At 49.2% G+C, this 25,548-nt stretch carries 26 protein-coding genes and 1 tRNA gene; 12 read left to right on the plus strand and 15 right to left on the minus strand.

Annotation, left to right across the window (positions count from 1 at the left end; all coding sequences use genetic code 11):
• Positions 1-17 precede the first annotated feature (17 nt).
• From ACTHTK_RS02625 to ACTHTK_RS02645, 5 genes are all read left to right on the plus strand, one after another.
• Complete coding sequence (locus ACTHTK_RS02625) at positions 18-1,535, plus strand: polyamine aminopropyltransferase (protein ID WP_308881585.1); 1,518 nt, start codon at positions 18-20, stop codon at positions 1,533-1,535.
• A gap of 167 nt (positions 1,536-1,702) precedes the next feature.
• Positions 1,703-2,170: an FxsA family protein gene (locus ACTHTK_RS02630; protein WP_199903851.1), complete on the plus strand. Its 468-nt coding sequence runs from the start codon at positions 1,703-1,705 to the stop codon at positions 2,168-2,170.
• Between the two features lie 178 nt (positions 2,171-2,348).
• A complete protein-coding gene (locus tag ACTHTK_RS02635) occupies positions 2,349-4,196 on the plus strand; it encodes a transglycosylase SLT domain-containing protein (RefSeq protein ID WP_440378320.1) in 1,848 nt (615 codons plus the stop codon).
• A gap of 277 nt (positions 4,197-4,473) precedes the next feature.
• Positions 4,474-4,686, plus strand: a complete 213-nt coding sequence (gene rpsU, locus ACTHTK_RS02640; RefSeq protein WP_003680926.1) for a 30S ribosomal protein S21 — start codon at positions 4,474-4,476, stop codon at positions 4,684-4,686.
• Positions 4,687-4,784: 98 nt separating this feature from the next.
• Positions 4,785-5,231 (plus strand): GatB/YqeY domain-containing protein, encoded by a 447-nt coding sequence (locus ACTHTK_RS02645; protein ID WP_063067897.1) that lies wholly within the window; start codon positions 4,785-4,787, stop codon positions 5,229-5,231.
• 63 nt (positions 5,232-5,294) lie between these two features.
• On the opposite strand, the gene accD is transcribed toward ACTHTK_RS02645, so the two are convergent.
• From accD to ACTHTK_RS02705, 12 genes are all read right to left on the minus strand, one after another.
• Positions 5,295-6,161 (minus strand): acetyl-CoA carboxylase, carboxyltransferase subunit beta, encoded by an 867-nt coding sequence (accD, locus tag ACTHTK_RS02650; RefSeq protein WP_440378321.1) that lies wholly within the window; start codon positions 6,159-6,161, stop codon positions 5,295-5,297.
• A 75-nt stretch (positions 6,162-6,236) separates the two neighbouring features.
• Positions 6,237-7,022, minus strand: a complete 786-nt coding sequence (gene trpA / locus ACTHTK_RS02655; RefSeq protein ID WP_440378322.1) for a tryptophan synthase subunit alpha — start codon at positions 7,020-7,022, stop codon at positions 6,237-6,239.
• Positions 7,023-7,314: 292 nt separating this feature from the next.
• On the minus strand, positions 7,315-7,662 hold the full coding sequence (locus tag ACTHTK_RS02660) for a hypothetical protein (RefSeq protein ID WP_296115825.1): 348 nt from the start codon (positions 7,660-7,662) through the stop codon (positions 7,315-7,317).
• On the minus strand, positions 7,646-7,948 hold the full coding sequence (locus ACTHTK_RS02665; protein WP_003680933.1) for an integration host factor subunit alpha: 303 nt from the start codon (positions 7,946-7,948) through the stop codon (positions 7,646-7,648). Before ACTHTK_RS02665 ends, ACTHTK_RS02660 begins: the two co-directional genes overlap by 17 nt.
• 114 nt (positions 7,949-8,062) lie before the next feature.
• Entirely contained in the window at positions 8,063-10,426 is a 2,364-nt protein-coding gene (gene pheT, locus ACTHTK_RS02670) for a phenylalanine--tRNA ligase subunit beta (RefSeq protein WP_440378323.1), read from the minus strand.
• A 127-nt stretch (positions 10,427-10,553) separates the two neighbouring features.
• Positions 10,554-10,868 carry a hypothetical protein gene (locus tag ACTHTK_RS02675; protein WP_440378324.1) on the minus strand — a complete coding sequence of 105 codons (315 nt, stop codon included), beginning with the start codon at positions 10,866-10,868 and terminating at the stop codon, positions 10,554-10,556.
• Between the two features lie 54 nt (positions 10,869-10,922).
• Positions 10,923-11,915 (minus strand): phenylalanine--tRNA ligase subunit alpha, encoded by a 993-nt coding sequence (gene pheS / locus ACTHTK_RS02680; RefSeq protein ID WP_440378325.1) that lies wholly within the window; start codon positions 11,913-11,915, stop codon positions 10,923-10,925.
• A 248-nt stretch (positions 11,916-12,163) separates the two neighbouring features.
• A complete protein-coding gene (gene rplT, locus ACTHTK_RS02685) occupies positions 12,164-12,523 on the minus strand; it encodes a 50S ribosomal protein L20 (RefSeq protein WP_003675502.1) in 360 nt (119 codons plus the stop codon).
• Between the two features lie 12 nt (positions 12,524-12,535).
• Entirely contained in the window at positions 12,536-12,733 is a 198-nt protein-coding gene (gene rpmI / locus ACTHTK_RS02690) for a 50S ribosomal protein L35 (RefSeq protein WP_003675505.1), read from the minus strand.
• Positions 12,734-12,876: 143 nt separating this feature from the next.
• A complete protein-coding gene (gene infC / locus ACTHTK_RS02695; RefSeq protein ID WP_079453755.1) occupies positions 12,877-13,398 on the minus strand; it encodes a translation initiation factor IF-3 in 522 nt (173 codons plus the stop codon).
• Positions 13,399-13,415: 17 nt separating this feature from the next.
• Positions 13,416-15,329 carry a threonine--tRNA ligase gene (gene thrS, locus ACTHTK_RS02700; RefSeq protein WP_440378326.1) on the minus strand — a complete coding sequence of 638 codons (1,914 nt, stop codon included), beginning with the start codon at positions 15,327-15,329 and terminating at the stop codon, positions 13,416-13,418.
• Positions 15,330-15,381: 52 nt separating this feature from the next.
• Positions 15,382-15,458 (minus strand) — tRNA-Val (locus ACTHTK_RS02705).
• A gap of 237 nt (positions 15,459-15,695) precedes the next feature.
• Between ACTHTK_RS02705 and tgt the strand changes: the two genes are divergently transcribed.
• The 4 genes from tgt (at position 15,696) to ACTHTK_RS02725 (ending at position 19,123) form a co-directional block, all read left to right on the plus strand.
• Positions 15,696-16,811 (plus strand): tRNA guanosine(34) transglycosylase Tgt, encoded by a 1,116-nt coding sequence (tgt, locus tag ACTHTK_RS02710; RefSeq protein WP_107723515.1) that lies wholly within the window; start codon positions 15,696-15,698, stop codon positions 16,809-16,811.
• Between the two features lie 85 nt (positions 16,812-16,896).
• Positions 16,897-17,907 (plus strand): ferrochelatase, encoded by a 1,011-nt coding sequence (gene hemH / locus ACTHTK_RS02715; protein WP_107723516.1) that lies wholly within the window; start codon positions 16,897-16,899, stop codon positions 17,905-17,907.
• A 120-nt stretch (positions 17,908-18,027) separates the two neighbouring features.
• Positions 18,028-18,426, plus strand: coding sequence for a c-type cytochrome (locus ACTHTK_RS02720; protein WP_070843112.1), 399 nt, complete (start codon positions 18,028-18,030; stop codon positions 18,424-18,426).
• A 205-nt stretch (positions 18,427-18,631) separates the two neighbouring features.
• Positions 18,632-19,123 carry a disulfide bond formation protein B gene (locus tag ACTHTK_RS02725; RefSeq protein ID WP_039864291.1) on the plus strand — a complete coding sequence of 164 codons (492 nt, stop codon included), beginning with the start codon at positions 18,632-18,634 and terminating at the stop codon, positions 19,121-19,123.
• Positions 19,124-19,183: 60 nt separating this feature from the next.
• Here the strand turns inward: ACTHTK_RS02725 and ACTHTK_RS02730 are convergent, their stop codons facing one another.
• A complete protein-coding gene (locus ACTHTK_RS02730) occupies positions 19,184-19,912 on the minus strand; it encodes a YebC/PmpR family DNA-binding transcriptional regulator (protein WP_049329917.1) in 729 nt (242 codons plus the stop codon).
• A 364-nt stretch (positions 19,913-20,276) separates the two neighbouring features.
• Here ACTHTK_RS02730 and ACTHTK_RS02735 point away from each other — a divergent pair, with 364 nt between their 5' ends.
• Positions 20,277-21,707, plus strand: coding sequence for an alanine/glycine:cation symporter family protein (locus ACTHTK_RS02735; RefSeq protein ID WP_107723517.1), 1,431 nt, complete (start codon positions 20,277-20,279; stop codon positions 21,705-21,707).
• Positions 21,708-21,766: 59 nt separating this feature from the next.
• On the opposite strand, the gene trhA is transcribed toward ACTHTK_RS02735, so the two are convergent.
• A complete protein-coding gene (trhA, locus tag ACTHTK_RS02740) occupies positions 21,767-22,393 on the minus strand; it encodes a PAQR family membrane homeostasis protein TrhA (protein WP_107723518.1) in 627 nt (208 codons plus the stop codon).
• A 198-nt stretch (positions 22,394-22,591) separates the two neighbouring features.
• On the opposite strand from trhA, the gene cysD reads away from it, so the two are divergent.
• On the plus strand, positions 22,592-23,524 hold the full coding sequence (gene cysD / locus ACTHTK_RS02745; protein WP_107723672.1) for a sulfate adenylyltransferase subunit CysD: 933 nt from the start codon (positions 22,592-22,594) through the stop codon (positions 23,522-23,524).
• 232 nt (positions 23,525-23,756) lie between these two features.
• A complete protein-coding gene (locus ACTHTK_RS02750; RefSeq protein WP_003681918.1) occupies positions 23,757-24,320 on the plus strand; it encodes an RBBP9/YdeN family alpha/beta hydrolase in 564 nt (187 codons plus the stop codon).
• Positions 24,321-24,451: 131 nt separating this feature from the next.
• Here ACTHTK_RS02750 and pyrC read toward each other — a convergent pair whose 3' ends face one another.
• Positions 24,452-25,486, minus strand: a complete 1,035-nt coding sequence (gene pyrC / locus ACTHTK_RS02755; RefSeq protein WP_107723519.1) for a dihydroorotase — start codon at positions 25,484-25,486, stop codon at positions 24,452-24,454.
• Positions 25,487-25,548: the final 62 nt, after the last annotated feature.

A 25,548-nucleotide genomic window follows, 5' to 3' on the forward strand; every position in this document is an offset into this window, starting at 1 on the left:
CAAGCAACAAAAACGTCATCATGAACGCCCACCGCACCCTCATCATCTCCGTTTTTATCGTCGCCAGCTGCGGCCTCGCTTACGAGCTCATCATCGCCGCTCTCGCAAGCTATCTTTTGGGCGACAGTATTTTGCAGTTTTCCTCCGTCATCGGGCTTTATCTGTTTTCAATGGGTATCGGTGCCCACCTGACCCAATACATCAAAGATAAAGACGTGTTGCACCGCTTCATCGAAATCGAACTTCTGGTCGGCATCATCGGCGGCATTTCCGCGCTGGCATTATTTGTGGCCTTCGGTTTATCCGCCGCCCCGTTCCGCACCCTGCTCTACGCTTTTGTACTGATTGTCGGCATGGTTGTCGGCATGGAAATCCCTTTGGTTATGCGCGTGTTAAACCAAAAAGGTGCGGAATTTAAAGAACTCGTTTCCAAAGTATTGACCTTCGACTACTTGGGCGCACTTGCCGTCTCCTTATTATTTCCGCTCCTGCTCGCCCCCAAACTCGGCATGGCGCGTTCCGCCTTGTTGTTTGGCATCTTCAACGCCGCCGTCGCCTATCTGACCGCGCGCGTCTTCAAAGCCGAACTGCCCCGTTACCGCGCCATCCGCCTGCGTGCGCTGATTGTCTTATCCATCCTCGCCATCATCTTCGTCTACGCCGACCGTATTTCCTTCAAAGCTGAACAAAGCTATTTTGGCGACCCCGTCGTCTATCAAAGCCACTCACCCTACCAGCGGCTGGTCGTTACCCGCTGGAAAAACGACACCCGCCTCTATATCAACGGCAACCTGCAATTCTCCTCACGCGACGAAGCCCGTTACCATGAAGCACTTGTCCTGCCTGCCATGCAGATGGTTCCCAACGCCGAGCGCGTCCTGATTCTCGGTGGCGGCGACGGATTGGCGGCACGCGAAGTCTTAAAATATCCGCAGGTCAAAAATGTTACTTTGGTTGACCTCGACCCCGACATGACCGCCACTTTTAGAACTTCCGCCACCTTAAGCGCCCTCAACCAAGGCTCGCTGTCCCATCCCAAAATGCACGTCGTCAACGACGATGCCGCCAAATGGCTGGAAGGGTCGTCTGAAAAATTCGACGTTATCATCATCGACCTGCCCGACCCGTCCAATTTCTCGCTGGGCAAACTCTACTCCGTCCCTATGTACCGCCTCGTTGCCCGCCATCTTGAGCCGCAGGGCAAGATTGTTGTGCAATCGACTTCGCCTTATTTCGCCCCTAACGCCTACTGGTCGGTCGTTGCCACCCTCGAAGCGGCCAAGTTGAATACCGCACCCTATCATGTCTACGTCCCTTCCTTTGGCGAATGGGGATTTGTGTTGGCAGGGTTTGACCAAAATTTCCCCATTCCGCAAAAATTCGACGTACCCACCCGCTATCTCAATGCCCAGACCGTTGCCGAAATGTTTCGCTTTCCGCCTGATATGGCAAGGCGCAAGGTGGAAGCAAATTATTTGAACAACCAAATCCTCGTCAGTTATTTTGAAAGCGATTGGAACAATGTGATGCGATAGAATATCTAAAAGTCGTCTGAAACATCTGTCTTCTTTTAATCTCCGTTCAGACAGCCTCATCGCCCGTTTACCCTTTTTCACACAGCATTTGCTTGAAAAAATAAGGTTTATCTTTATCTAGATAGAACACAATCGACACTATCCGTTGAATGAAGGAACAAACACTTATGCAGTATTTTGGAATCGGTTTTTTGGTTTTAATCTTTTTGGAAATCATGTCCATCGTCTGGGTTGCCGACTGGATAGGTGGCGGCTGGACGCTGTTTGTGATGGCTCTCAGCTTTATCAGCGGTATCTTTATGCTGCGCCATACCGGCATCTCAGGCCTTTTACTCGCAGGTGCAGCCGTCCGCAGCGGCCAAAACATTTCCCTCTATCAGATGCTGTGGCCGATTCGCTATACTGCTGCCGCGGTTTTCCTGCTCAGTCCCGGCTTTATTTCAACCGCCGTCGCCCTGCTCTTGCTGATTCCGTTTAGAGGCAACGCGACCGCTTCTTCTACGCAGTCTTTCCAAAGCCGTCAGACTTACAGCTCCGCCAAAGAGGATGAAGACATTATCGAAGGCGAATATACGGTTACGCGCACCAGCAAAGCCGACAAGCCGCAAGACTATATCGAACACAAACCCGATTGACGACTTCCTTCATAAAAGGCCGTCTGAAATAAAAATACCTCAAAAGTGTTTCATATTTCAGACGGCCTTAGTCATCTCCAGGCTTTGAAAATGTAAATATCGGTTTGTAATTCGGTTATTCCGCATAAATCATTTAAAATAAGCAGTTATTTTGATTCTAAAAACGACACGGTACCCAATGAACGTTCAACGTCTTTTCCCTCTCTCCCTCAGCTTGATTACCGCCGCTGTTTTATCGGCGTGCGCTACCCAAAACACACCGACTGCTTCGAAAACCGAAACCGTCGTTCAGCCTAAATCTACTTCTATTCCTTCACGCCGCGCCGACAGCGAATCCAAAGTCCTGTCCGATTACAGCCAATACCAAAGCGCCATCGATGCCGCCAAACGCGGCGACGATGCTTGGGTACAACAATTTTTATCCCAAGCCAGCGACAGCGCAATGGCTGAAAATGTCCGCAACGAATGGCTGAAAACCTTGGGCGCGCGCGGCCAATGGGATTTGTTCCGTCAAGAATTCAGCAAATTGAACGCCGCCGGCGTCGCACAAGAAGTGCAATGTTATGCCGATTTGAGCAGCGGCAATTACAGCAAAGCCGCCGAGCTGGTTCGCGTTACCGGCAAACTGCCTGCTGGCTGTACCCGCTTGGTTGAAAGCGCGGCAGCTTCAGGCCGTCTGAACGCCAACGATGCATGGCGTCGCGTACGCGGCTTATTGAGCAACAGCCAAACCACAGATGCACGCAACCTCGCCGCCGCATTGGGCAGCCCCTTTGAAGGTGGCGCGCAAGGCGCAACCGAATACAGCCTGTTGAGCGTAATCGGCAAAGATGCACGCAAATCCGCTTCTGCCGCCGCTACCCTGTCCGACATGGAATCAGGCCTCAGCCGCGAACAACGCAGCTTCGCATGGGGCGTATTGGGCCACTACCATGCACAAAGCCAAAATATGCCGACCGCTTTGAGCTACTACGGCCGCGTTTCCGACCGCAAACAACTGACCGACGAACAATTGGAATGGTACGCACGCGCCGCTTTGCGTCTGCAGCGTTGGGACGAATTGGCAAGCGTAATTCAGCATATGCCTGAAAAACTGCAAAAAGACCCGACATGGCAATATTGGCTGGGCCGCAGCTTTTCCGCACAAGGCAAAAGCGGCCAAGCCAAAGAAATGTACGAAAAAGCCGCCGCTTCCGGACGCAATTTCTACGCCGTAATGGCAGGTGAAGAACTGGGCCGCCGCATCAATACGCGCAACAACGTTTCCGATGCCGATGCCAGAGACGTCCGCCGCATGAGCGAAGACGGTGCCATCAAACGCGCATTGGTTCTGTTTAAAAACAGCCAAAGCAACGGCGATTCCAAAATGCGCCGTCAGGCACAGGCGGAATGGCGTTTTGCCACCCGCGACTTCAACGAAGACAACCTGCTGACTGCCGCACAAGTTGCTTTTGACAACCAGTTCTACGACATGGCAATCAACAGTGCAGACCGTACCGACCACAAACTCAACTACAAACTGCGCTACCTCTCTCCGTTTAAAGACCTAACCGTCCGCTATGCCGCACAGGCTGGTATTGACCCGGCATGGGTTTACGGTTTGATTCGCCAAGAAAGCCGCTTTGTCATGGGCGCACAATCCAGCGTCGGCGCACAAGGCCTGATGCAGGTCATGCCTGCGACCGCCCGCGAAATCGCCGGCAAAATCGGCATGAGCAGCAGCGAACTCTACACCATGGACGGCAACATCCGCATGGGTACTTGGTACATGGCAGATGCCAAACGCCGCCTGCAAAATAACGAAGTGATGGCCACCGCAGGCTACAACGCCGGCCCAGGCCGCGCCCGCAACTGGCAGGCTTCTTCTCCTTTGGAAGGCGCCATCTACGCCGAGACCATCCCATTCACCGAAACCCGTGATTACGTGAAAAAAGTCATGACCAACGCGACTTACTACGCGTCATTGTTCAACGAACCGCAAACTTCGTTGAAACAACGTATGGGTACGGTTCCCGGTCGTTATTAATACCAGATAGGCCGTCTGAAAAGTGAGACAGAATCAAACGTTCAGACGGCCTGCAACCTTGACAGACTATCGGGTTTATAAGATAATCGCCCGATTGTTTCTGACCGAAAAGGTCACTTGCACGGCAAAAGCCGACTTGTTAGGAGGTGATGTTTACATCACGGCGCGTATCCCGCCCTGCCCTAGGCAAACCAGCGATACAACAACTCCCCCATTATGACAAACCGTCCTCTATTTCTTAAAACGGTTTGATTGAACAAAATTTAAAGGAAATAAAATGCCTGCTATTCGTGTTAAAGAGAATGAACCATTTGAAGTTGCCATGCGTCGTTTCAAACGTGCCGTAGAAAAAACCGGTCTGTTGACCGAACTGCGCGCCCGTGAAGCGTACGAAAAACCAACTACCGAACGCAAACGCAAAAAAGCTGCTGCAGCCAAACGTCTGCAAAAACGCCTGCGCAGCCAACAACTGCCTCCTAAAATGTACTAATTACAGGCCTGCCCTGTGATAAACGACACACCGCAAGGGCAGCTTTGCGGTGTGTTTTGTTTTTCAGACGGCATCTTTTTATATAAAGTGAGAACATTATGAGCCTAAAAACACAATTAACCGAAGACATGAAAACCGCCATGCGTGCCAAAGACCAAGTGTCTTTAAGCACCATCCGCCTGATTAATGCCGCCATCAAACAATTTGAAGTAGATGAGCGCACCGAAGCCGATGACGCCAAAGTCATCTCTATCCTGACCAAAATGGTGAAACAGCGCAAAGACAGCGCCAAAATCTATACCGAAGCCGGTCGTCAAGATTTGGCTGACAAAGAAAACGCGGAAATCGAAATCCTCAACCGCTACCTGCCGCAAATGATGTCCGCAGAAGAAATCAAGACTGTCGTTGATGCAGCCATTGCAGAAACCGGTGCATCAGGCATGGCAGATATGGGTAAAGTCATGGGTGTATTGAAAACCCGTCTGGCCGGCAAAGCTGACATGGGTGAAGTCAATAAGGTTTTGAAAGCCGCATTGACTGCTTAATCATCAATAATCAAAAAGGCCGTCTGAAATATTATTTTCAGACGGCCTTTCTTATTGTGCCAATCAAGCAGCAGTTACTTTGCTCTCATGACGCAACAAGGTAATCAAATCGCTGATACGTTTTTTCATGGAACGGCGATCGACGATTTGGTCGATTGCCCCCTTCTCCAACAAGAATTCTGCACGTTGGAAACCTTCCGGCAAGGTTTCACGTACAGTCTGCTCGATAACGCGCGGACCGGCAAAACCAATCAGCGCATTCGGTTCTGCCAAAACCACATCGCCCAAGAAGGCAAAGCTGGCAGATACCCCGCCCATGGTCGGGTCGGTCAATACAGAAATAAACGGCAGACGTTTTTCAGTCAGCAAATGCAAAGCCGCGCTGGTCTTCGTCATCTGCATCAAAGAGTTAATCCCTTCCTGCATACGCGCACCACCGGAAGCCGCCACGCAAATAAACGAACAATTATCTGCAACGGCACGACGTACACCCTGAACGAAACGCTCACCCACGACCGAGCCCATAGAGCCGCCGATAAAACGGAATTCAAATACAGCCACAACGACAGGCAGGCCGTTCATGGTGCCTTTCATAACAACCAATGCATCGTCTTCACCGGTTGCTTTACGCGCAGCCGCGAGGCGGTCAGGATATTTTTTGCTGTCTTTGAATTTCAGCGGGTCGGTCGGTTTAATATTGGCTGCAATCTCTTCACGGCCTTCTTCATCCAAAAGTAGATTCAAACGTTCGCGCGCAGAAAGCGGATTGTGGTGATTACATTTCGGGCAGACTTCGCTGTTTTGCTTCAACTCGGTTGAATAAACCGTTGCCGAACAAGACGGACATTTGTGCCACAGGCCTTCAGGGACGCTGGACGAACTGCTTCGGTTTTTAATTTTCGGAGGAAGAATTTTATCTAGCCAGCTCATGAATGACTCCTTGGAATTCAGAATTCAGACGGCCTGTTGAACGTAAGGCCGTCTGAAATAATGGAATAAAAAATATTAGCGAATCGCGTCTTTCAACTCTTTAACTAACACGCCTACCGCTTCGGCCTCGCTACCTGCGTGGCTTTCAATCTCTTTGACGATACGGCTGCCGACAATAACGGCATCCGCTACCGCACCAATTTTACGCGCACTCTCCGCATTATTGATGCCGAAGCCGACACCAATCGGAATATCGATGTATTTGCGCAAAAGCTCTATTTTACGCGAAACTTCTTCAGTATCCAAACTTGCCGCACCGGTCACACCTTTGAGCGATACATAATACACAAAACCGCCGGCTACTTTGGCAATCGTTTGAATACGCTCCTCAGTTGTTGTTGGCGCAATAAGGAAAATACAATCAATACCTTGCGCTTTCAACGAGTCATGCAGCGGGGTAATGGTTTCTACCGGAGAATCCACAGTCAATACGCCATCCACGCCAGCGTCGGCAGCCGCTTGTGCAAACGCTTGATAACCCATTTTATGTACTGGGTTCAAATAACCCATTAACACAATCGGCGTTTTATCATTGGTTTGGCGGAACAAACGTACTGTTTCCAATACGTCGTACAAAGAAACATGATTTGCCAACGCCCTTTCGGCCGCACGCTGAATGGTCGGACCATCTGCCATCGGGTCAGAAAACGGCACACCCAGTTCCAAAATATCAGCACCATTAGCCACCAGGCTATGCATCAATGCCAAGGTTGTCTCAAGGCTGGGATCACCCACTGTAATATAAGGAATCAGTGCTTTTGCGCCATTGAGCGCTGAGAAAGTTTGTTGGATTCTGCTCATTTTCTGCTATCCATTTCATCGGTTTGAATGTTGCCCGACAGCCTAATCTATTCTGCCGTTACATTTATTGTAAAAAACTTAGTCTGCCGCCGCTTTTCCAAATCGGCAAACAAGAGGCTAAGTATAACATTTACGGCTATTTCATAGAATCATTTGCAATCAAGATTCTGATATTTTGAAAGCAATATAAAACAATAAAGGCCGTCTGAAAACAATTCAAACAGCCTTTACAATAATCAATCATGCAAATCTTTGTATGCCTTCGCACTTTTAATCAGAATTTCCTTATCGATTACGGCTCGACATGGTGGTTTTGTTGTTCAGAACCAAGATGACGCTCCAAATCAGACAAAATCTGCGTCAGACCATGACGGACTTCTTCTGCATTGGCGGCAGGATTGCCGTTTGCATCCAAAGCGCCACGGCTAAACGTATCGATATACGGTTCAAACGTATCTTTTAGTTTCAACAACTTAACTACATCTGAGCGTGTATATCTATCACCACCGTATCCAATCACAACATTATTTTCATGTTGCCATTGGGCAAACTGAGCCGGACTGATTTGCACCAATTGGCACATCTCATCCAACGTAAAATAACGCTTGGCAGGAATAACCGGATTATTGTTGTTTGTCATAGTAATGCTCCACCATGCCTTTGAGTTTTTGGCTGGCATGGAAAGTTACCACACGGCGTGCGGTAATCGGCACTTCTTCGCCTGTTTTAGGGTTACGGCCAGGGCGTTGAGGTTTGTCGCGTAATTGGAAATTACCGAAACCGGAAATTTTAATTTCTTCACCACGCGCCAAAGTGCTGCGGATTTCTTCAAAAAAGAGCTCGACGATTTCTTTGGCATCATTCTTGGTGACGTTGCTGACTTTGTCGACCAAAATATCAGCCAATTCTGCTTTAGTTAGTGTCATGTGTTTACCTTCATTCAAACTGGTGCAATTATTACCAAAATTCTTTTAAAAATCAAGTCCTCACCAAAAAATCAAATATTATTGGTGATTTTTGGCGACAACTTTTATCTTATTTTAAGCGCGAAGCTGTGCGTCTTTTTCGGCTGCCGCTTTAATCATTTTCGCAACCAAAGGCTCGATGACTTCATCTGTCAGCGTGTTTTCCATATCTTGTAAAATGATTTTGACGGCAACGCTCTTCATGCCTTCAGGCACGCCCGTACCGCGGTAAACGTCAAACACGCTGATTTCTTGAACCAGCTTGTTTGCCGCCGCTTTCAGGGCATTTAACAAATCATCATGCGTTACAGCTTCAGGCATTACAAATGCCAAATCTCGGCGCGCAGGTTGGAATTTGGATACAGACTGATAACGGGTTTTCTCACGGCCCAATACCGCATCCATATCGATTTCAAACACCAGCGGCGCTTGTGGCAAATCATATTTTTGCAGCCATTTCGGATGCAACTCGCCAACAAAACCAACTACTTTGCCGTCTGAAACGATATTGGCGGCACGTCCTGGATGCAATGCCGGATGTTCGGTCTTAACAAAGGATACTTCCTTGTTTTTCAAAAGGCTCTCAACATCGGCTTTCATATCGTAGAAATCCACGTTGCGTGTTTTCTCGCCCCATTGCTCAGGCAGCACGGAGCCATACCACAAACCGCCGATACGTTCGTTTTGAACAAATTGATCAGCCGAATCTTTGCTGAACACACGGGCAATTTCAAACACGCGTACTCGGTTTTGCTTACGGTTCAAATTGTTTTGCAAAACTTCCACCAAACCGCCGATAAGCGTAGAACGCATGACGGCATACTGCGCCGCCAACGGATTTTGCAGGCGGATAGGATTAGTATTGGCAGCAAAGTCTTGCTCCCATTGCTCATCCACAAACGCATAGCTGACCACTTCACGGTAACCGCGAGCCGCCATTTCGTTATAAACCGCAAAACGCGGGCGTTTGGTTTCAGGCAATGCCAACATTTTCAGACGGCCTGAAGTATAGTCGTCAGGAATATTTTCATAACCGTAAACGCGGCCGATTTCTTCAATCAAATCGGCTTCGATCTCGATATCGAAACGGAAGCTAGGAGAAGTGACACGGAAGCCTTCTTCGGTTTTCTCAGGCTGCAAACCCAAGTGTTGCAAAATAATTTCAACTTGCTCGGCAGGGATTTCAACGCCCAATACCGTTTTCAGACCGCCTAAACGCAATTCAACTTGTCTTGCCTCAGGCAATTCGCCTTGCGCCTCAACCATTTCACCGGCCGCGCCACCGCAAATCTGCAACACCAATTCGGTAGCACGCTCAATGGCATCAGCTTGCAAGCGGTAATCCACACCACGCTCAAAACGGAAAGAAGAATCCGAACCAAAACCGTATTGACGGGATTTACCTGCAATAATCTCCGGAGCAAACCAAGCAGCTTCCAACACAATATTTTGTGTCTCATCAGAAACCGCGCTTGCCTCGCCGCCCATCAAGCCGGCCAAGCTCAACGCACCTTTTTCATCAGCAACCACCAGTGTATTGTCAGCCAAAGTAACCGTCTTCTCATTCAGACACGCCAAAGTCTCGCCATTTTGAGCACGGCGGACAATCAGACTGCCTGACAGCTTGTCAGCATCGAAAACATGCATAGGCTGACCGATTTCCAGCATCACATAGTTACCAATGTCCACCAATGCGGAAATGCTGCGGATACCGCTGCGTTCCAAACGTTGTTTCATCCAATCGGGAGTAGCCACTTTCGCATTGACATTTTCAATAACGCGGCTGATAAAACGGCCACAGTCGGCCGGTGCATCAATACGGACAGCCTGTTTTTTCTCGCTGCCAATAGAGGCCGTCTGAATTTCAACAGGCGTAAACGCACATTGAGTCAATGCAGAAACCTCACGCGCAATACCCTTAACGCTCAAACAATCAGCGCGGTTAGGCGTAATTTTTAACGTAAACAGCGTATCGTCCAAATCCAAGTATTCGCGGATGTTGGCACCGACAGGCGCATCTTCAGGCAAAATGTGCAGACCATCTACACCATCATCAGGCAAACCCAGTTCATTGGTCGAACACAGCATACCGTTTGATGGCACACCGCGCATTTTAGTCGGCTTAATTTTGAAATTGCCCGGCAAAACAGCACCCGGCAAGGAACACGGCACTTTAATGCCCGGTTTGACATTCGGCGCACCACAAACAATCTGAACCAACTCGCCCGTACCGGCATCAACTTGGGTAACGTTCAAACGGTCTGCATCAGGGTGTTTTTCAACGGATTTTACTTCGGCAACAACCACGCCACTAAAAGCAGGGGCGGCAGTATCGATTTCTTCCACTTCCAAACCGGCCATGGTCAAAAGATGTTCCAGTTTATCGGCAGAAAGATCAGGATTGGCTTGGGTTCTCAGCCATGAGTAGGAGAATTGCATGTTATGTTCTCAATCAACTAATTAACTTTTTTATCAGATTTTGTTTTCAGACGACCTGTTTATTTAGGGGCACAGGCTGCTTTTTAACTTTGTTGGGGGCGTTGCTTTCAGGTAGCCTTTTCAAACCTTAAGTAATCAAAACAATAAATATTGTTACAAACCACGCTAGCAAGGCATAGCCTAAGGCGACACTGACTGTAAACGCCACACGCTCCCACCTTTTGAACCACGGCATCAACCAACTGCCGATCACGGTGACAAAACAGGATACAACAAACGCGGCAGATCCATAATTTGACCACCTTATTGCACCTTCCATATCGTCGCCGGTCATAGTTTTCAAATCGGCTAACGCTAAAGCACGATTTTCGCAATAGATGGACAGAAGCCACAATACAAAAGCAAGCGTATAGCAGACGAATGGGGCAATATAGCGTTTCATGATTTAGCTTTCTGCGGTGCAGACTGCTTTTTCATTTTTAGACAACCTGCACGATCATTTTGCAAACTGCTTCAAAAAGTTCAAATCATTATCGAAGAACAGGCGCAAATCGTTCACGTTGTAGCGCAACATGGCAAAGCGGTCGAGACCGATACCGAAAGCGAAACCGGTATATTTTTCAGGGTCGATATTGACGTTTTTCAACACGTTAGGATGTACCATGCCACAGCCGCCGACTTCCAACCATTTGCCGTTCTCACCCATAATGTCGATTTCGGCAGAAGGCTCTGTGAACGGGAAGAAAGACGGACGGAAACGCACTTGCAAGTTATCGCGTTCAAAGAAGCGACGGATAAAGTCAGTGAACACTGCTTTTAAGTCGGCAAAAGTTACGCCCTCTTCTACCCACAAACCTTCGGCCTGATGGAACATAGGCGAGTGAGTGGCATCACTGTCCACGCGGTAAACGCGGCCGGGAGCAATAATGCGGATAGGTGGCTCTTTTTTGTCGAGCATATAGCGGATTTGAATAGGCGAAGTGTGTGTGCGCAAAACGTCGCCATTTTCAACATAGAAAGTATCTTGCATCGCACGCGCTGGGTGATTTGCAGGAATATTCAAGGCTTGGAAATTATGGAAATCGTCTTCGATTTCAGGGCCGTCCGCCACTTCAAAACCCATACCGTGAAACAGCTCAACCACTCGTTGCAAAGTCAAAGTAACCGGATGCAAGCCGCCATACTCTTGTGTACGGCCCGGCAAAGTAATATCCAAGGCTTCTGCAGCCAATTGGGCTTGCAGCTTGGCTTCATTCAGGGCATCGCGTTTGGCATTAAAGGCCGTCTGAAACTTATTTTTGCATTCGTTGATGTGCGCGCCTATGGTTTTACGCTCTTCAGGAGACATTTGACCCAAAGTTTTCAAAAGACCGGTCAATTCGCCGGTTTTACCAAGATAGCGTGCTTTAATTTGTTCTAAGGCATTGAAGTCTTGCGCGGCTTCAATAGCGGCAATACCTTCTGCAACGATACGGTTTACATTTTCCATAGTGGTTTATCGTCTGTTTGTTGATGGCAGGCCGTCTGAAACAACAAAGCCGTCTGTTGGGTTTGATTTCAAACCTGTTCAGACGGCCTTTTGTATTAGTGCGGCCAATCCGTTTGATAAGAGAGGCCTATTTTATCGCAAATCAGTATAAAAAAATAGAGTTTAAAGAAAGAAAATCAACTACATAGAGTTTCTTTTGGAAAAGAAAAAAGGAAGCATAAGCTTCCTTTTTAAATAATCTTATCGAATTAAGCAGCCAAAGCAGCTTTAGCTTTTTCAACCAATTGTGCAAATGCAGCTTTGTCGAATACAGCCAAATCAGCCAATACTTTGCGGTCGATTTCGATAGCAGCGCGTTTCAGGCCGTTCATGAATTTGCTGTAAGACAGACCATTTTCACGGGCACCTGCGTTGATACGAACGATCCACAATTGACGGAATTGACGTTTACGTTGGCGACGGTCACGGTATGCGTATTGACCGGCCTTCATTACCGCTTGTTTGGCAACACGGTAAACGTTTTTACGACGACCGCGGTAGCCTTTGGCTAACGCGAAGACTTTTTGGTGACGAGCACGAGCGGTAACACCGCGTTTTACGCGTGGCATATTCTAAACTCCTTAAGCGTAGGGCAACATTTTAGCAACAGAAGCCAAATCGCGTGAATCCACCATAGCGGTGCCGCGCAATTGACGTTTAGTTTTAGTGGTTTTTTTGGTCAGGATGTGACTTTTGAACGCATGACCGCGTTTTACACCACCGTTACCCAGTACTTTAAAGCGTTTTTTCGCGCTAGACTTGGTTTTCATTTTAGGCATTGGAAAACTCCATTCGTTATTAGATAAGGTATAAGGGGGTTTTGAAATAAATTTCAAACACTTGAAACCCAAAATACCACGGTTTTTGCCGCTAATTAAACCTTATTTCGAGCGGCAATCGAAATAAGCCTTGGATTATAGCTTTATTTTTTCTTAGGCGCAATCATCATCACCATTTGGCGGCCTTCCATTTTAGGGAAGGACTCGATTTGCGCTACTTCTGCCAAATCTTCTTTTACGCGCTCAAGCAGTTGGGCACCCAGTTGTTGGTGGGCCATTTCACGACCGCGGAAACGCAATGTTACTTTGACTTTGTCACCATCGGCAAGGAAGCGGTTGATGTTGCGCATCTTGATTTGATAGTCGCCTTCATCTGTACCCGGACGGAATTTAATTTCCTTAATTTGTACCTGCTTTTGGTTTTTCTTGGCTTCGTCGCGCTTCTTGGCTTGTTGGTATTTGTATTTACCGTAATCCATCAGTTTGCATACAGGCGGTTTGGCAGTCGGGGAAATTTCTACCAAATCGACATCTTGCTCTTCGGCCATAGCCAGAGCTTCACGAACTGAAACGACACCAAGCTGATCGCCTGACTCACTGATTAATCGCACTTCTTTGGCGGTAATTTCACCATTGATTCGTGCTTCGCGTTCTTGAGCGATGATGAATACTCCTATAAAAATTAATGATTGACGAGGGCGTCGGTGATTTCTTGCTGCAATTGTGCAATGAAATCATCGACATTCAAAGAACCCAAGTCTTCTGCTTTGCGGCGTACCGCAACTTTGTTTTCTTGTTTCTCTTTATCGCCGACAACGATTTGATAAGGGAAACGGTATTGGCTGTTGTCGCGGATTTTGTAACCGATTTTTTCGTTACGCAAATCCAATTCGACACGGAAGCCTGCCGCCTGCAACTTGGCAGCCACTTCACGACAATAATCTGCTTGGTTTTCAGTGATATTCATAATCACCATTTGAACCGGTGCAAGCCACAATGGGAATGAGCCTGCATGGTTTTCAATCAGAATACCGATGAAGCGCTCCAACGAACCCAAAATAGCACGGTGCAACATTACAGGACGCGCACGGTCGTTGTTTTCGGTTACATATTCTGCATTCAAACGCTCCGGCAATACGAAGTCCAACTGCAGGGTACCGCACTGCCAAGAACGACCCAAGGCATCTTTGACATGGTACTCAATCTTAGGACCATAGAATGCGCCTTCACCAGGCAATTCTTCCCACTCTACGCCGCAAGCGGTCAACGCATCACGCAGACCTTGTTCGGCTTTATCCCAAACTTCGTCAGAACCTGCACGTTGATCAGGGCGGAGGGACAACTTCACAGCAACATCATGGAAGCCGAATTGTTTGTAAATGCGAACCAGCAATTCATTAAATGCGCGTGCTTCATCAACGATTTGATCTTCGGTACAGAAGATATGCGCATCATCTTGCACAAAACCGCGAACACGCATCAGACCATGTAACGCACCGCTTGGTTCATTGCGGTGGCAAGAACCGAACTCAGCCAAACGCATCGGTAAATCGCGATATGAGCGCAAGCCGTTATTAAAAATTTGCACATGACCCGGACAGTTCATCGGTTTAACCGCGTATTCGCGTTTTTCTGAACTGGTCACAAACATATTGTCTTTATAGTTTTCCCAGTGGCCGGATTTTTCCCAGAAGGTTTTATCCATAATCTGAGGCGTTTTCACCTCTTTATAACCAGCAGCATTCAGCTCTTTGCGCATATGCTGCTCAATCACTTGCCACAAAGCCCAGCCTTTAGGATGCCAGAACACCATACCCGGTGCTTCATCTTGCAAGTGGAACAAATCCAATTGTTTACCCAGCTTACGGTGGTCGCGTTTTTCCGCTTCCTCGATGCGTTGGATATAGGCTTTTAATTCGTCTTTACTTGCCCAGGCTGTACCGTAAATACGTTGCAGCATTTCATTGTTGCTGTCGCCGCGCCAGTATGCGCCTGCCAGTTTGGTCAGCTTGAAGTTTTTCAAGAAACGGGTATTGGGAACGTGAGGACCGCGGCACATATCGACGTATTCTTGATGATGATACATGCCCATTGCTTCCACTTCAGGCATGTCTTCAATCAGACGCAATTTGTATTCTTCGCCGCGATCTTGGAAAATTTTGACGGTTTCTGCACGAGGCGTCATCACTTTAATGACGTCATAGTCTTGTGCAATCAACTCTTTCATGCGCGCTTCGATAGCGGCCACATCATCAGGCGTAAATGGTTTTTCAGTTGCAATATCGTAATAGAATCCGTCTTCAATCACCGGGCCGATAACCATTTTTGCATCTGGGTAGAGCTGCTTGACCGCATGACCGACCAAGTGCGCGCAGGAGTGGCGGATAATTTCCACGCCTTCTTTGTCTTTAGGCGTAATGATTTGAACGTGGGCATCTTCGGTAATCGGATCGCAAGCATCCACCAATTTACCGTTAACCTTGCCCGCTACCGTTGCCTTTGCCAGACCTGCACCGATAGACGCTGCAATTTGCGCCACGGTAACGGGTGATTCATATTGGCGGACCGAACCGTCCGGCAAGGTAATGTTCAACATCAGAAAGCTCCAAAACATTAAAAAATAACGGCATAAAGCCGTTATGGAAATTTGGTAGGCACAATTGGACTCGAACCAACGACCCCCACCATGTCAAGGTGGTGCTCTAACCAACTGAGCTATGTGCCTTCATCTAAGTCGCTTATTGTAACGAAGCGTGTTCCCTTTTGCAAGCATCTGTAAATACTTTTCAGACGGCCTGAATATTTTTGTTTGATTTATACCTCATTTTTTATTTCCTCCGTCATTCAGGCCGTCTGAAGCATTGTTTTGACAAAGATAAAATCCGGCCGTCAACCAACGAAAAATCCTTTATAATCTGCCCTTTCATTTCGCACACACGCGAACGTCCAATCTATTATTACTATGCTCAAATTTACCTTACACAAAAAAGACGGTCATGCCCGACGTGGCACTTTGGAACTGAACCACGGCAAAATCGAAACGCCGGTATTTATGCCTGTCGGTACTTACGGTTCAGTCAAAGCGATGAACCCGCAAAACCTGCATGACATCAAAGCACAAATCATTTTAGGCAACACTTACCATCTGTGGCTGCGCCCAGGTTTGGAAGTCATCGAACAATTCGGCGGCCTGCACGAATTTATCGGTTGGAATAAACCGATTTTGACCGACTCGGGTGGTTTCCAAGTATTTTCGTTGTCCGATATGCGCAAGCTGACCGAAGAAGGCTGTACATTCCAAAGCCCGATCAACGGCGACAAACTGTTCCTCTCGCCCGAAGTGTCGATGAAAATCCAAACCGTGTTGAATTCCGACATCGTGATGCAGTTGGACGAATGCACCCCTGGCGAAGCAACGCACAGCCAAGCGCAAAAATCGCTGCAAATGAGCCTGCGCTGGGCGGAACGAAGCAAAAAGGCTTTTGAAGACCTGAAAAACCCGAATGCGCTGTTTGGTATTGTCCAAGGCGCGATGTATGAAGATTTGCGCGAAGAATCGCTGAAAGGCTTGGAAGAGCTCGACTTCCCCGGCTTGGCCATCGGCGGCTTGTCCGTTGGCGAACCTAAGCCCGAAATGTACCGTATGTTGCGCGCCGTCGGCCCTATCCTGCCGGAACACAAACCTCATTATTTGATGGGCGTCGGCACGCCTGAAGACTTAGTGTACGGCGTGGCACACGGCGTGGATATGTTCGACTGCGTTATGCCTACCCGCAATGCACGTAACGGCTGGCTGTTTACCCGTTTTGGCGATTTGAAGATCAAAAACGCCAAACACAAACTCGACAAGCGTCCGATTGATGAAAGCTGCACCTGCTACGCCTGTCAGAATTTCAGCCGCTCCTACCTGCACCATCTGCACCGTGTCGGCGAAATCCTGGGCGCACAGCTCAACACCATTCACAATCTGCACTTCTACCAAGTCATCATGGCAGAAATGCGCGAAGCCATCGAGCAAGGCAAATTTGCCGATTGGCAGGCGCAATTCCATGAAAACCGCGCCCGCGGTGTGGATTAATCCTTTAAAAGGCCGTCTGAAATCAGGTTTGGATTCAAACTGCTTTTCAGACGGCCTCAATATTCTTAATTAATAAAGCACAATCATGTCCCGTTTCCATACCGAACCGCCCTTAGCCTACACCGCACAAAACCGTACCGCCGTCCTGCTGCTCAACCTCGGCACGCCTGACGCGCCGACGGCTGCCGCAGTCAAGCCTTACTTGAAAGAATTTCTGTCTGATCAACGCGTTGTCGAACTGCCCAAGCTCTTATGGCAACCGATATTGCGCGGCTTGGTATTGACTTTTCGCCCGAAAAAAAGCGCGCACGCCTATGAAAAAGTTTGGTTTAAAGAAGGTTCGCCGCTTGAGGTTTACACACACCGCCAAGCAGAAGCCCTAGCCAAACATTTGCCCGATGTCATCGTCCGTCATGCCATGACTTACGGCAATCCAAGCGTTGCCGACGTTTTGGCGGAACTCAAAGCCCAAGGCGTGGGCAAATTGCTGGTCATTCCGCTCTATCCGCAATATGCCGGCTCTTCTACCGGCGCGGCTTTGGATAAAGTGTTCCAAGAGTTATTGCTGCAACGCAACCAAATGAGCGTCCGCACTGTCTCCCGTTATTACGACGATGCCGCCTATATTCAAGCCATGAAGCAGCATATTGAAGCCTATTGGACCCAAAACGGACGCGGCGAAAAACTGATGTTGAGTTTCCACGGTATTCCGCAAAAACATCACGATGACGGCGACCCCTATCCTGACGAGTGCCACCATACTGCCAAACTGCTGGCGCAGGCATTGGGCTTGTCCGAACAAGAATACATCGTTTCTTTCCAAAGCCAGTTTGGTAAATCCCAATGGGTCAAGCCCAGCACGCAAGCCCTGTTTGACCAACTTCCCAAGCAAGGCACGACCAAACTCGACGTCTTCTGCCCCGGTTTCATGGCCGACTGCCTCGAAACCATGGAAGAAATCGCCATTATGGGACGCGAACAATTCCACGCCGCCGGCGGCAAAGAATACCGTTACATCCCCTGCCTCAACGATTCCGCCGACTGGATTGCCGCACTTGCCCAATTAAGCCGGGCCAATCTGCAAGGCTGGATTTGACCTAAACCAAAGGCCGTCTGAAAAATCCACTTTCAGACGGCCTTTAGCGTTATCATCAAGTTATTCAAACGCAAACCAAGCGTGTAGCCATCAAAAACACTACTCAAAAAGGAACACATCATGACTGCACTCCGCCCTATCCTGCTCCTCCTGACCGCACTCAGCATCCCAACCGCTTTTGCCGCTGATGCCACGCTGATGAGCAAAGGACAAAAGATTTACGAAACCAACTGCGCCGCCTGCCACGGCAAAAAGGGCGAAGGCCGTGGCGCCATGTTCCCACCTTTATTCCAGTCCGACTATATCAATAAAAAACCGCAAGTGCTGTTGCAAAGTATGACCAAAGGCATCAACGGCTCGATTAAAGTAAACGGCAAATCCTACAACGGCTTTATGCCTTCTACCGCCATCAACGATGCCGATGTTGCCGCCGTTGCCACTTACATCATGAACGCCTTCAATAATGGCGGCGGTACGATTACTGAAGCAGATGTCAAAAAATCTCACGGGAAAAAATAAAACGTCTCTCCCCTAAAGGCCGTCTGAATATTTCAGACGGCCTTTTCGATATGGAACATATTCTTGTTTCCATATTTATGGTTACGCATCATCAACAAACATACGCAAAAAACCATCAAACCAAAAAAAGCATATGCGTTTTGTGTTAAAGTAAACATTATTTATCGGCTGTTTTGCGTCCAGGCCGTCTGAAAGGTTTTATGTCATGAACTTTTTCCGCAAGACTGTTTTATTTTTAGTCGTCCTCTCCATATTTGCCGCCTGCGGCTCCTTTATTTCCCAATACGTTTTGGGCATGAACCCGTGCGTATTGTGCATCCTGCAACGCTTGTGCGTATTGGCAGTCGGGCTGTTGGCCATTGTTACGGCATTCAGTTCTCAATCTTCCAAATTTGCCCGCTCGCTCTCGGCATTGTTGATTGCCGCTCCGGCCGTTTACGGCGCCGGTGTCGCCGCCTATCAAATTTGGCTGCAAAGCCTGCCGCCCGGCACCGCCCCTTCTTGCGGCGCACCTTGGACCTTCCGCCTGCGCGACTGGCCTTTGTTCGATTGGTTTGAACCTATCGTCCGCGGCTTTGGCAACTGCGCCGAGCCGGACTATCTATTCGGCGTCGCCCTACCGGTGTGGAGTATTTTGTATTTCAGCTTCGTGGTATTGCTGCTGCTTTGGGCTTGGTTGAAAACCAGAAAAATCTGATTGGTTTCGATATAAAAAGGCCGTCTGAAATTTCAGACGGCCTTTTGTTCTTTAAACTGTTTAGTCCAGATTCAACACGGCAGAAGTGTAAACGTCTTGTACGTCGTCCAAATCTTCCAATGCGTCAATCAGTTTTTGCATCTTAACCGCATCTTCGCCGCTCAATTCAGTTTCGTTTTGGGCGCGCATGGTAACGTCGCCGTCAACAGATTTGTAGCCTGCGGCTTCCAAAGCCGATTTCACACCGGCCCAGTCGTTCGGCGCGGTAATCACTTCGATGGAACCGTCGTCGTTGGTGATGACATCTTCCGCACCGGCTTCCAAAGCTGCTTCCATCAGCGCATCTTCGTCAACGCCCGGTTCAAACACCAAATAGCCTTGATGAACGAAGTTGAACGCTACGCAGCCGTCGGTACCCAAGTTACCGCCGTTTTTAGTGAACGCATGGCGCACATCGGCAACGGTACGGGTTTTGTTGTCGGTCAGACAGTCCACCATCAAAGCCGCGCCGCCGATGCCGTAGCCTTCGTAACGCAACTCGATGTATTCCACGCCTTCCAGATTGCCCGTACCTTTGTCGATGGCACGTTGCACGTTGTCTTTAGGCATATTGTTTTCAGCGGCTTTTTCCAAAGCCAGGCGCAGGCGCGGGTTCGCGCCGGGATCGCCGCCGCCCATGCGGGCAGCAACGGTAATTTCTTTAATCAGACGGGTGAAGATTTTGCCGCGTTTGGCATCTTGTCGGGCTTTTTTGTGTTGGATATTTGCCCACTTACTATGGCCTGCCATGTTGATTCCTTTCGTTTTTTCACGCGCTGAGGCGGAATTTGCTTCATTTGTAAGGCGTGCATTTTATCATAAGTTGCCTTTAGCCAAAATATTCAGACGGCCCGAATATTTGCAAAAACAGGCCGTCTGAAAACAAAGAAACTTTTTTAAATAAAGAAGCACATTTGCGGCAAACCTTTGTCAGTTTTTCGTTTTAATTCACGAAGGTTTACGGTATGATGACAAAATCGGTCAAAATTGTTAACAACTTAACCGGTATCGAATGGCAAAACGGCCTGCTCGCCGATATTGCCAAACGCGAAAAATGAGTGGGAGTAGTTACCCGTATCATTTTATTTTTATTGTTTTTATTAAAGGTTTTATTATGGAAGAAATATTGTCTGCTCTGGTGGGTGCAGTCAATCTGGTTCTTTGGGACTACCTGCTGATTTATGCCTTAATCGGTATTGGCCTGTTTTTTACCCTGTACTTGGGCGCGCCGCAAGTGACCAAATTAGGAACAGGTTTCAAATCCGTTTTCGGCGGCTTGTTCAGCAAAAAAGACAAAGACCACGAAGGCAAATCCCTGTCTCAATTTCAAGCGCTTGCCGTAGCGATTTCCGCGCAAATCGGTACCGGTAACGTTGCCGGTGTCGCCACTGCGATTACTGCCGGCGGCCCGGGTGCCATTTTTTGGATGTGGTTGTCTGCCATTTTGGGCATGTCTACCATTTTTGCAGAAGCCGTTTTGGCGCAAAAATACCGCGTGGTCAGCCACGGCAAATACATCGGCGGCCCTGCGTTTTACATCACGCACGGTCTGACCCCGAAAATCGGCCGGGGCGCGGCGCGTTTCCTGTCCGGCTTTTTCTCCATCGCCTTGATTATTGCGCTGGGCTTCATCGGCAACGCAACCCAATCCAATTCCATCGCCTCGGCCATGAATTTGGCTTTCGATATTCCTCCGATGGCTGTCGGCATTGCTTTGGCAGTATTCGCCGGCCTGATCATCATCGGCGGTATCAACCGCATTGCCGGTATCGCGCAATTTGTCGTGCCGTTTATGGCGGTAATTTACATCTTGTGTGCCGTGATTATTTTGTTCAAATTCTCCGACCACATCATCCCGATGTTCCACAGTATCTTTGTTGCCGCCTTCAATCCTGAAGCGGTATTGGGCGGTGCGGCCGGTATCGGTATGCGCGAGGCCGTCCGTTTTGGCGTGGCACGTGGCCTGTTTTCCAATGAAGCCGGTATGGGTTCGACCCCGCACGCTCATGCGACTGCCAACGTCAAACACCCTGTGCAACAAGGTATGGCCGCATTTATCGGTATCTTTATCGATACGCTGATGGTCTGCACAGCAACCGCGCTGATTATCCTGCTGACCGATGCCAACCTGTCCGGCGAAACCGGTGCTGCGGTTACCCAACTGGCTTTTAACAAAGCCTTTCCGGGTTTCGGTTCGCAACTGCTCGCCGTCTGTCTGACCTTCTTCGCCTTTACCACCATCATCGGCTGGTACTACTTCGGCGAATCCAATATCCGCTTCCTGTTCCGCGGCAAACACTTGGGCATCTACCGTGCACTGGTTTTGGTGGCCATCGTACTGGGTACCTTGGGCAAAGTGGATTTGGTTTGGAGTATGTCCGATATGTTCAACGGCTTTATGGTCTTGCCGAACTTAATCGCCCTCTTCCTGCTACGTAAGGAAATCCGTGCGGTTTACGACGATTATCTGGCGCAAACCAAAGCCGGCAAAGAGTTGACCTACAACTACGAATTCCACGAATTCCACGACAAAAACCCAGGTTAACGACAAACAAAAACCTCTCAGTCAAACTGAGAGGTTTTTTTATTTCAGGCCGTCTGAAACTACAACACATAAAAATAAATGCTGATAAATTGCGTCAAACTGCCTGCCAAGACAAATAAGTGCCAGATACCGTGGCCGTGGCGGATTTTCGTATCGTTGATAAACCAATAAATCCCCGCGCTATACAATACGCCGCCCAACACCAGCCAAAATAATCCACCGGTCGAAAGCGACTGTATCAGCGGCCATACCGCCACCACAATCAGCCAGCCCATCAACACATAAATCACCATCGACAGCAGCCGTTTCTCGCTTTTGCGCCCAACCGTCAGCTCTTGAACAATGCCCAGCAAAGCCAGTCCCCACGACACGCCGAAAAGCGACCAGCCCCAGCCGCCGTGAAGGGTAATCAGCGTAAACGGCGTATAGCTGCCTGCAATCAAAAGATAAATCATACAATGATCGACCTTTTGCAAAATCGCCTTGGCTTTCGGCTGCGGAATACTGTGGTATAAGGTTGAACCCAAATACAGAAGCAGCAGGCAGATTCCGTAAGTCAGTGCACCGGCAATCCGATAGCCGTCCGCCGATTCCACCGCTTTCACCAGCATCAGCACCAAGGCCGCCACTGCCAATAAGAAACCGGCCAAATGGCTGTACGCATTAAATCTCTCGCCGTGATACATGAACCATTCTCATTTCTAAAAAACCAAAGTGTACGCGAAGACAGAGGCTTCGTCAGAGAAATCGGTTTAAAAATAAGTTAAAGCGCAAAGGCCGTCTGAAAAACACGGCCTCGCAATATAACAAAAACATCTTTGCAACAAACAAACCATTCTTTCCCTTTTTCAGACGGCCTCACTAAAGTATCGACTATCGCCAAGATTGCAAAGAGAGAAAAAATGTCCATCCAAAACCACCACCTCGACTGGCTCGAAGCCGAGTCTATCTACATCATCCGCGAAGTCATTGCCAATGCCCAAAATCCGGCCTTGCTGTTTTCCGGCGGTAAAGACTCCGTCGTATTGCTGGCGCTTGCCGTCAAAGCCTTCCAAATCGAAGGCCGCCCGCTGAAGCTGCCGTTCAAACTCCTGCACGTCGATACCGGCCATAATTACCCCGAAGTCATCCGGTTCCGCGACGACACGGTCGCACGCACCGGCGTACAACTTGTGGTCGGCAGCGTAGAAGAGTCTATCCGCAAAGGCAGCGTCGTCTTGCGTCGCGAAACCGATTCGCGCAACGCCGCCCAAGCCGTTACGCTAGTTGAAACCATTGAAGAACAAGGCTTTGATGCGCTGATGGGCGGCGCACGCCGCGATGAAGAAAAAGCGCGCGCCAAAGAACGCATCTTCTCTTTCCGCGACGAGTTCGGCCAATGGGATCCCAAAAACCAACGTCCTGAATTATGGTCGCTCTACAATACGCGCCTGTTCCAAGGCGAAAACATGCGCGTGTTCCCGATTTCCAACTGGACGGAATTGGATATCTGGCAATACATCGCACGCGAAAAACTCGCATTGCCGCCGATTTATTACACCCACAAACGCGAAGTTGTCGAACGCAACGGCCTGCTCGTTCCCGTTACCCCGTTGACCCCAAAACGCGAAGGAGAAGTTGCCCAAATCCGCGATGTCCGTTTCCGCACCGTCGGCGATATTTCCTGCACCTGCCCGGTTGCCAGCACCGCCGCCACACCCGAAGACATCATTGCCGAAACCGCCGCCGCGACCATTTCCGAACGCAGCGCCACGCGCATGGACGACCGCGTATCGGAAGCGGCAATGGAAGAGCGCAAAAAACAAGGCTATTTCTAAACCGTTTTTTCAGACGGCCCCTATATATTTCAAACCCGAACAACACGGCAACGCCATCAGCCCCTGCCGTGTTGTTTGCTTTATTATTCTTGCAAATATCATTTAACAACAAAAGCTTAATCGACCATCCTTACCAAGCGACAAACAATAAAACATAAACAAACATGGTATAATGAACGCTTACAGGCAGAGATTTAGACAAAAGTCTCAGGCCGTCTGAAGGAGGAAAAACATGAATCGACGCGTTTATATCGTACATGGCTTTGAAGGCAATCCGCACGGCAACTGGTTTGACTGGCTTTGCGCCCAAGTCAAAAGCACCGGCGCACAAGCAATCTCCCTCGCCATGCCCAATCCCGACAAACCAAGCACGACCGCGTGGCAGTTTACCCTTGACCAGCACATCGGCAAGCCCGATGCCCATACCTTCCTAGTCGGCCACAGTCTCGGCTGCATTACCCTCCTTCACTTCCTCAGCCGCCAACAACCGCAAAAAATCGGCGGCCTGCTGCTTGCTGCCGGTTTTGCCGATACGCTGCCGCCCCTGCCTGCACTCGATGCCTACATTAAAGCAGCGTCCCCCGATTTCGACATCCTGCGCAAAATCGACATGCCCAAACACTGTCTGGTTTCCGACAACGACACCCATGTTCCGCCCGAATTGACTTTGGACATGGCGGCCAAACTCAAAAGTCCTGTTACCCATATTCCCGAAGGCGGCCATTTGATGGCTTCGGACGGCTTTACCCAACTGCCACAGGCTTGGGAAGCACTGAAACCCATGTTGACCGAATAAACACACACTAATCCAGTTTTCAGACGGCCTTGTTTGTCTTCCCTCCCCATAACAGGCCGTCTGAACGACAATAAAAAACAACCTGCCCTTTCAAGCAGGTTGTTTCTTTTTATGCCTCATTGACGGCAAATTTAATATTGCACCGTCCATTCAATCTCGCCGCCGGCCCTCATCGGTACAAGCTCACCATCGCCGTAAGGTACGCTGGCAGGAACGGTTTGCGTTTGTTTGACCAATGTGATGGTATCGGAATTTTCAGGCAGACCGTAGAAACGCGGGCCGTTTTTAGAAGCAAAGGCTTCCAGTTTATCCAACGCGCCTGCTTTCTCAAACACTTCGGCATAAAGCTCAATGGCAGTCATCGCGCTGAACATACCGGCGCAACCGCAAGCATTTTCTTTGGCAGTTTTGGCATGTGGCGCAGAGTCCGTGCCGAGGAAGAATTTGTGCGCCTTATCGCCGGTAACAGCGGCAACCAAAGCCTGACGGTGGGTTTCGCGTTTGAGAACCGGCAAGCAGAAATGATGAGGGCGCACGCCTCCGACCAAAAGGTCGTTGCGGTTGAGCAGCAAGTGTTGCGGCGTCACAGACGCAGCCACATTATCGCCGGCTTCCAATACCAGTCGGGCAGCCTCGGCAGTAGTGATGTGTTCAAACACGACTTTGAGGTTGGGCACTTGTGTTAAAACTGGCTTCATCACGCGCTCGATAAAGGCAGCCTCGCGGTCGAAAATATCAATTTCAGGATCAGTGACTTCGCCGTGAACCAAGAACAAAATGCCCTGTTTCGCCATTTCTTCCAACACGGGAATCAGCTTAAACAAGTCGGTCACGCCGGAATCGGAATTGGTGGTCGCGCCTGCAGGATAGAGTTTAAAAGCCACAATACCGGCAGCTTTGGCTTCACGCACGAGTTCGGGCGTGGCGTTGTCGGTCAAATAAAGCGTCATCAACGGCTGGAAGGTGCTGCCTTCAGGCAGGGCGGCCATAATGCGCTCTTTGTATGCTTGGGCATCGGCAACGCTGATGACGGGCGGCTTCAGGTTGGGCATGATAACCGCGCGGCCCATTTGTCGGGCGGTGTACGGGGCAACGGCTTTGAGTGCGTCGCCGTCGCGCAGGTGTAAGTGCATATCGTCGGGACGGATGATGGTCAGGGTTTGCATAGCTTACTTTCGAGTGGTTTGGTTTGATAATGTTTCAGACGGCCTTTATTCGGCGGTAACGG

It is taken from the genome of Neisseria sp. P0006.S009, assembly GCF_051962915.1.
Taxonomy (GTDB): Bacteria; Pseudomonadota; Gammaproteobacteria; order Burkholderiales; family Neisseriaceae; genus Neisseria; species Neisseria subflava_E.

Excerpts from the sequence above, each read along its gene's own strand:
- ACTHTK_RS02630 (WP_199903851.1), top strand. The coding sequence starts at position 1,703 with ATGCAGTATTTTGGAATCGGTTTTTTGGTTTTAATCTTTTTGGAAATC.
- ACTHTK_RS02635 (WP_440378320.1), top strand. The coding sequence starts at position 2,349 with ATGAACGTTCAACGTCTTTTCCCTCTCTCCCTCAGCTTGATTACCGCC.
- rpsU (WP_003680926.1), top strand. The coding sequence starts at position 4,474 with ATGCCTGCTATTCGTGTTAAAGAGAATGAACCATTTGAAGTTGCCATG.
- ACTHTK_RS02645 (WP_063067897.1), top strand. The coding sequence starts at position 4,785 with ATGAGCCTAAAAACACAATTAACCGAAGACATGAAAACCGCCATGCGT.
- accD (WP_440378321.1), bottom strand. The coding sequence starts at position 6,161 with ATGAGCTGGCTAGATAAAATTCTTCCTCCGAAAATTAAAAACCGAAGC.
- trpA (WP_440378322.1), bottom strand. The coding sequence starts at position 7,022 with ATGAGCAGAATCCAACAAACTTTCTCAGCGCTCAATGGCGCAAAAGCA.
- ACTHTK_RS02660 (WP_296115825.1), bottom strand. The coding sequence starts at position 7,662 with ATGACAAACAACAATAATCCGGTTATTCCTGCCAAGCGTTATTTTACG.
- ACTHTK_RS02665 (WP_003680933.1), bottom strand. The coding sequence starts at position 7,948 with ATGACACTAACTAAAGCAGAATTGGCTGATATTTTGGTCGACAAAGTC.
- pheT (WP_440378323.1), bottom strand. The coding sequence starts at position 10,426 with ATGCAATTCTCCTACTCATGGCTGAGAACCCAAGCCAATCCTGATCTT.
- ACTHTK_RS02675 (WP_440378324.1), bottom strand. The coding sequence starts at position 10,868 with ATGAAACGCTATATTGCCCCATTCGTCTGCTATACGCTTGCTTTTGTA.
- pheS (WP_440378325.1), bottom strand. The coding sequence starts at position 11,915 with ATGGAAAATGTAAACCGTATCGTTGCAGAAGGTATTGCCGCTATTGAA.
- rplT (WP_003675502.1), bottom strand. The coding sequence starts at position 12,523 with ATGCCACGCGTAAAACGCGGTGTTACCGCTCGTGCTCGTCACCAAAAA.
- rpmI (WP_003675505.1), bottom strand. The coding sequence starts at position 12,733 with ATGCCTAAAATGAAAACCAAGTCTAGCGCGAAAAAACGCTTTAAAGTA.
- thrS (WP_440378326.1), bottom strand. The coding sequence starts at position 15,329 with ATGTTGAACATTACCTTGCCGGACGGTTCGGTCCGCCAATATGAATCA.
- tgt (WP_107723515.1), top strand. The coding sequence starts at position 15,696 with ATGCTCAAATTTACCTTACACAAAAAAGACGGTCATGCCCGACGTGGC.
- hemH (WP_107723516.1), top strand. The coding sequence starts at position 16,897 with ATGTCCCGTTTCCATACCGAACCGCCCTTAGCCTACACCGCACAAAAC.
- ACTHTK_RS02720 (WP_070843112.1), top strand. The coding sequence starts at position 18,028 with ATGACTGCACTCCGCCCTATCCTGCTCCTCCTGACCGCACTCAGCATC.
- ACTHTK_RS02725 (WP_039864291.1), top strand. The coding sequence starts at position 18,632 with ATGAACTTTTTCCGCAAGACTGTTTTATTTTTAGTCGTCCTCTCCATA.
- ACTHTK_RS02730 (WP_049329917.1), bottom strand. The coding sequence starts at position 19,912 with ATGGCAGGCCATAGTAAGTGGGCAAATATCCAACACAAAAAAGCCCGA.
- ACTHTK_RS02735 (WP_107723517.1), top strand. The coding sequence starts at position 20,277 with ATGGAAGAAATATTGTCTGCTCTGGTGGGTGCAGTCAATCTGGTTCTT.
- trhA (WP_107723518.1), bottom strand. The coding sequence starts at position 22,393 with ATGTATCACGGCGAGAGATTTAATGCGTACAGCCATTTGGCCGGTTTC.
- ACTHTK_RS02750 (WP_003681918.1), top strand. The coding sequence starts at position 23,757 with ATGAATCGACGCGTTTATATCGTACATGGCTTTGAAGGCAATCCGCAC.
- pyrC (WP_107723519.1), bottom strand. The coding sequence starts at position 25,486 with ATGCAAACCCTGACCATCATCCGTCCCGACGATATGCACTTACACCTG.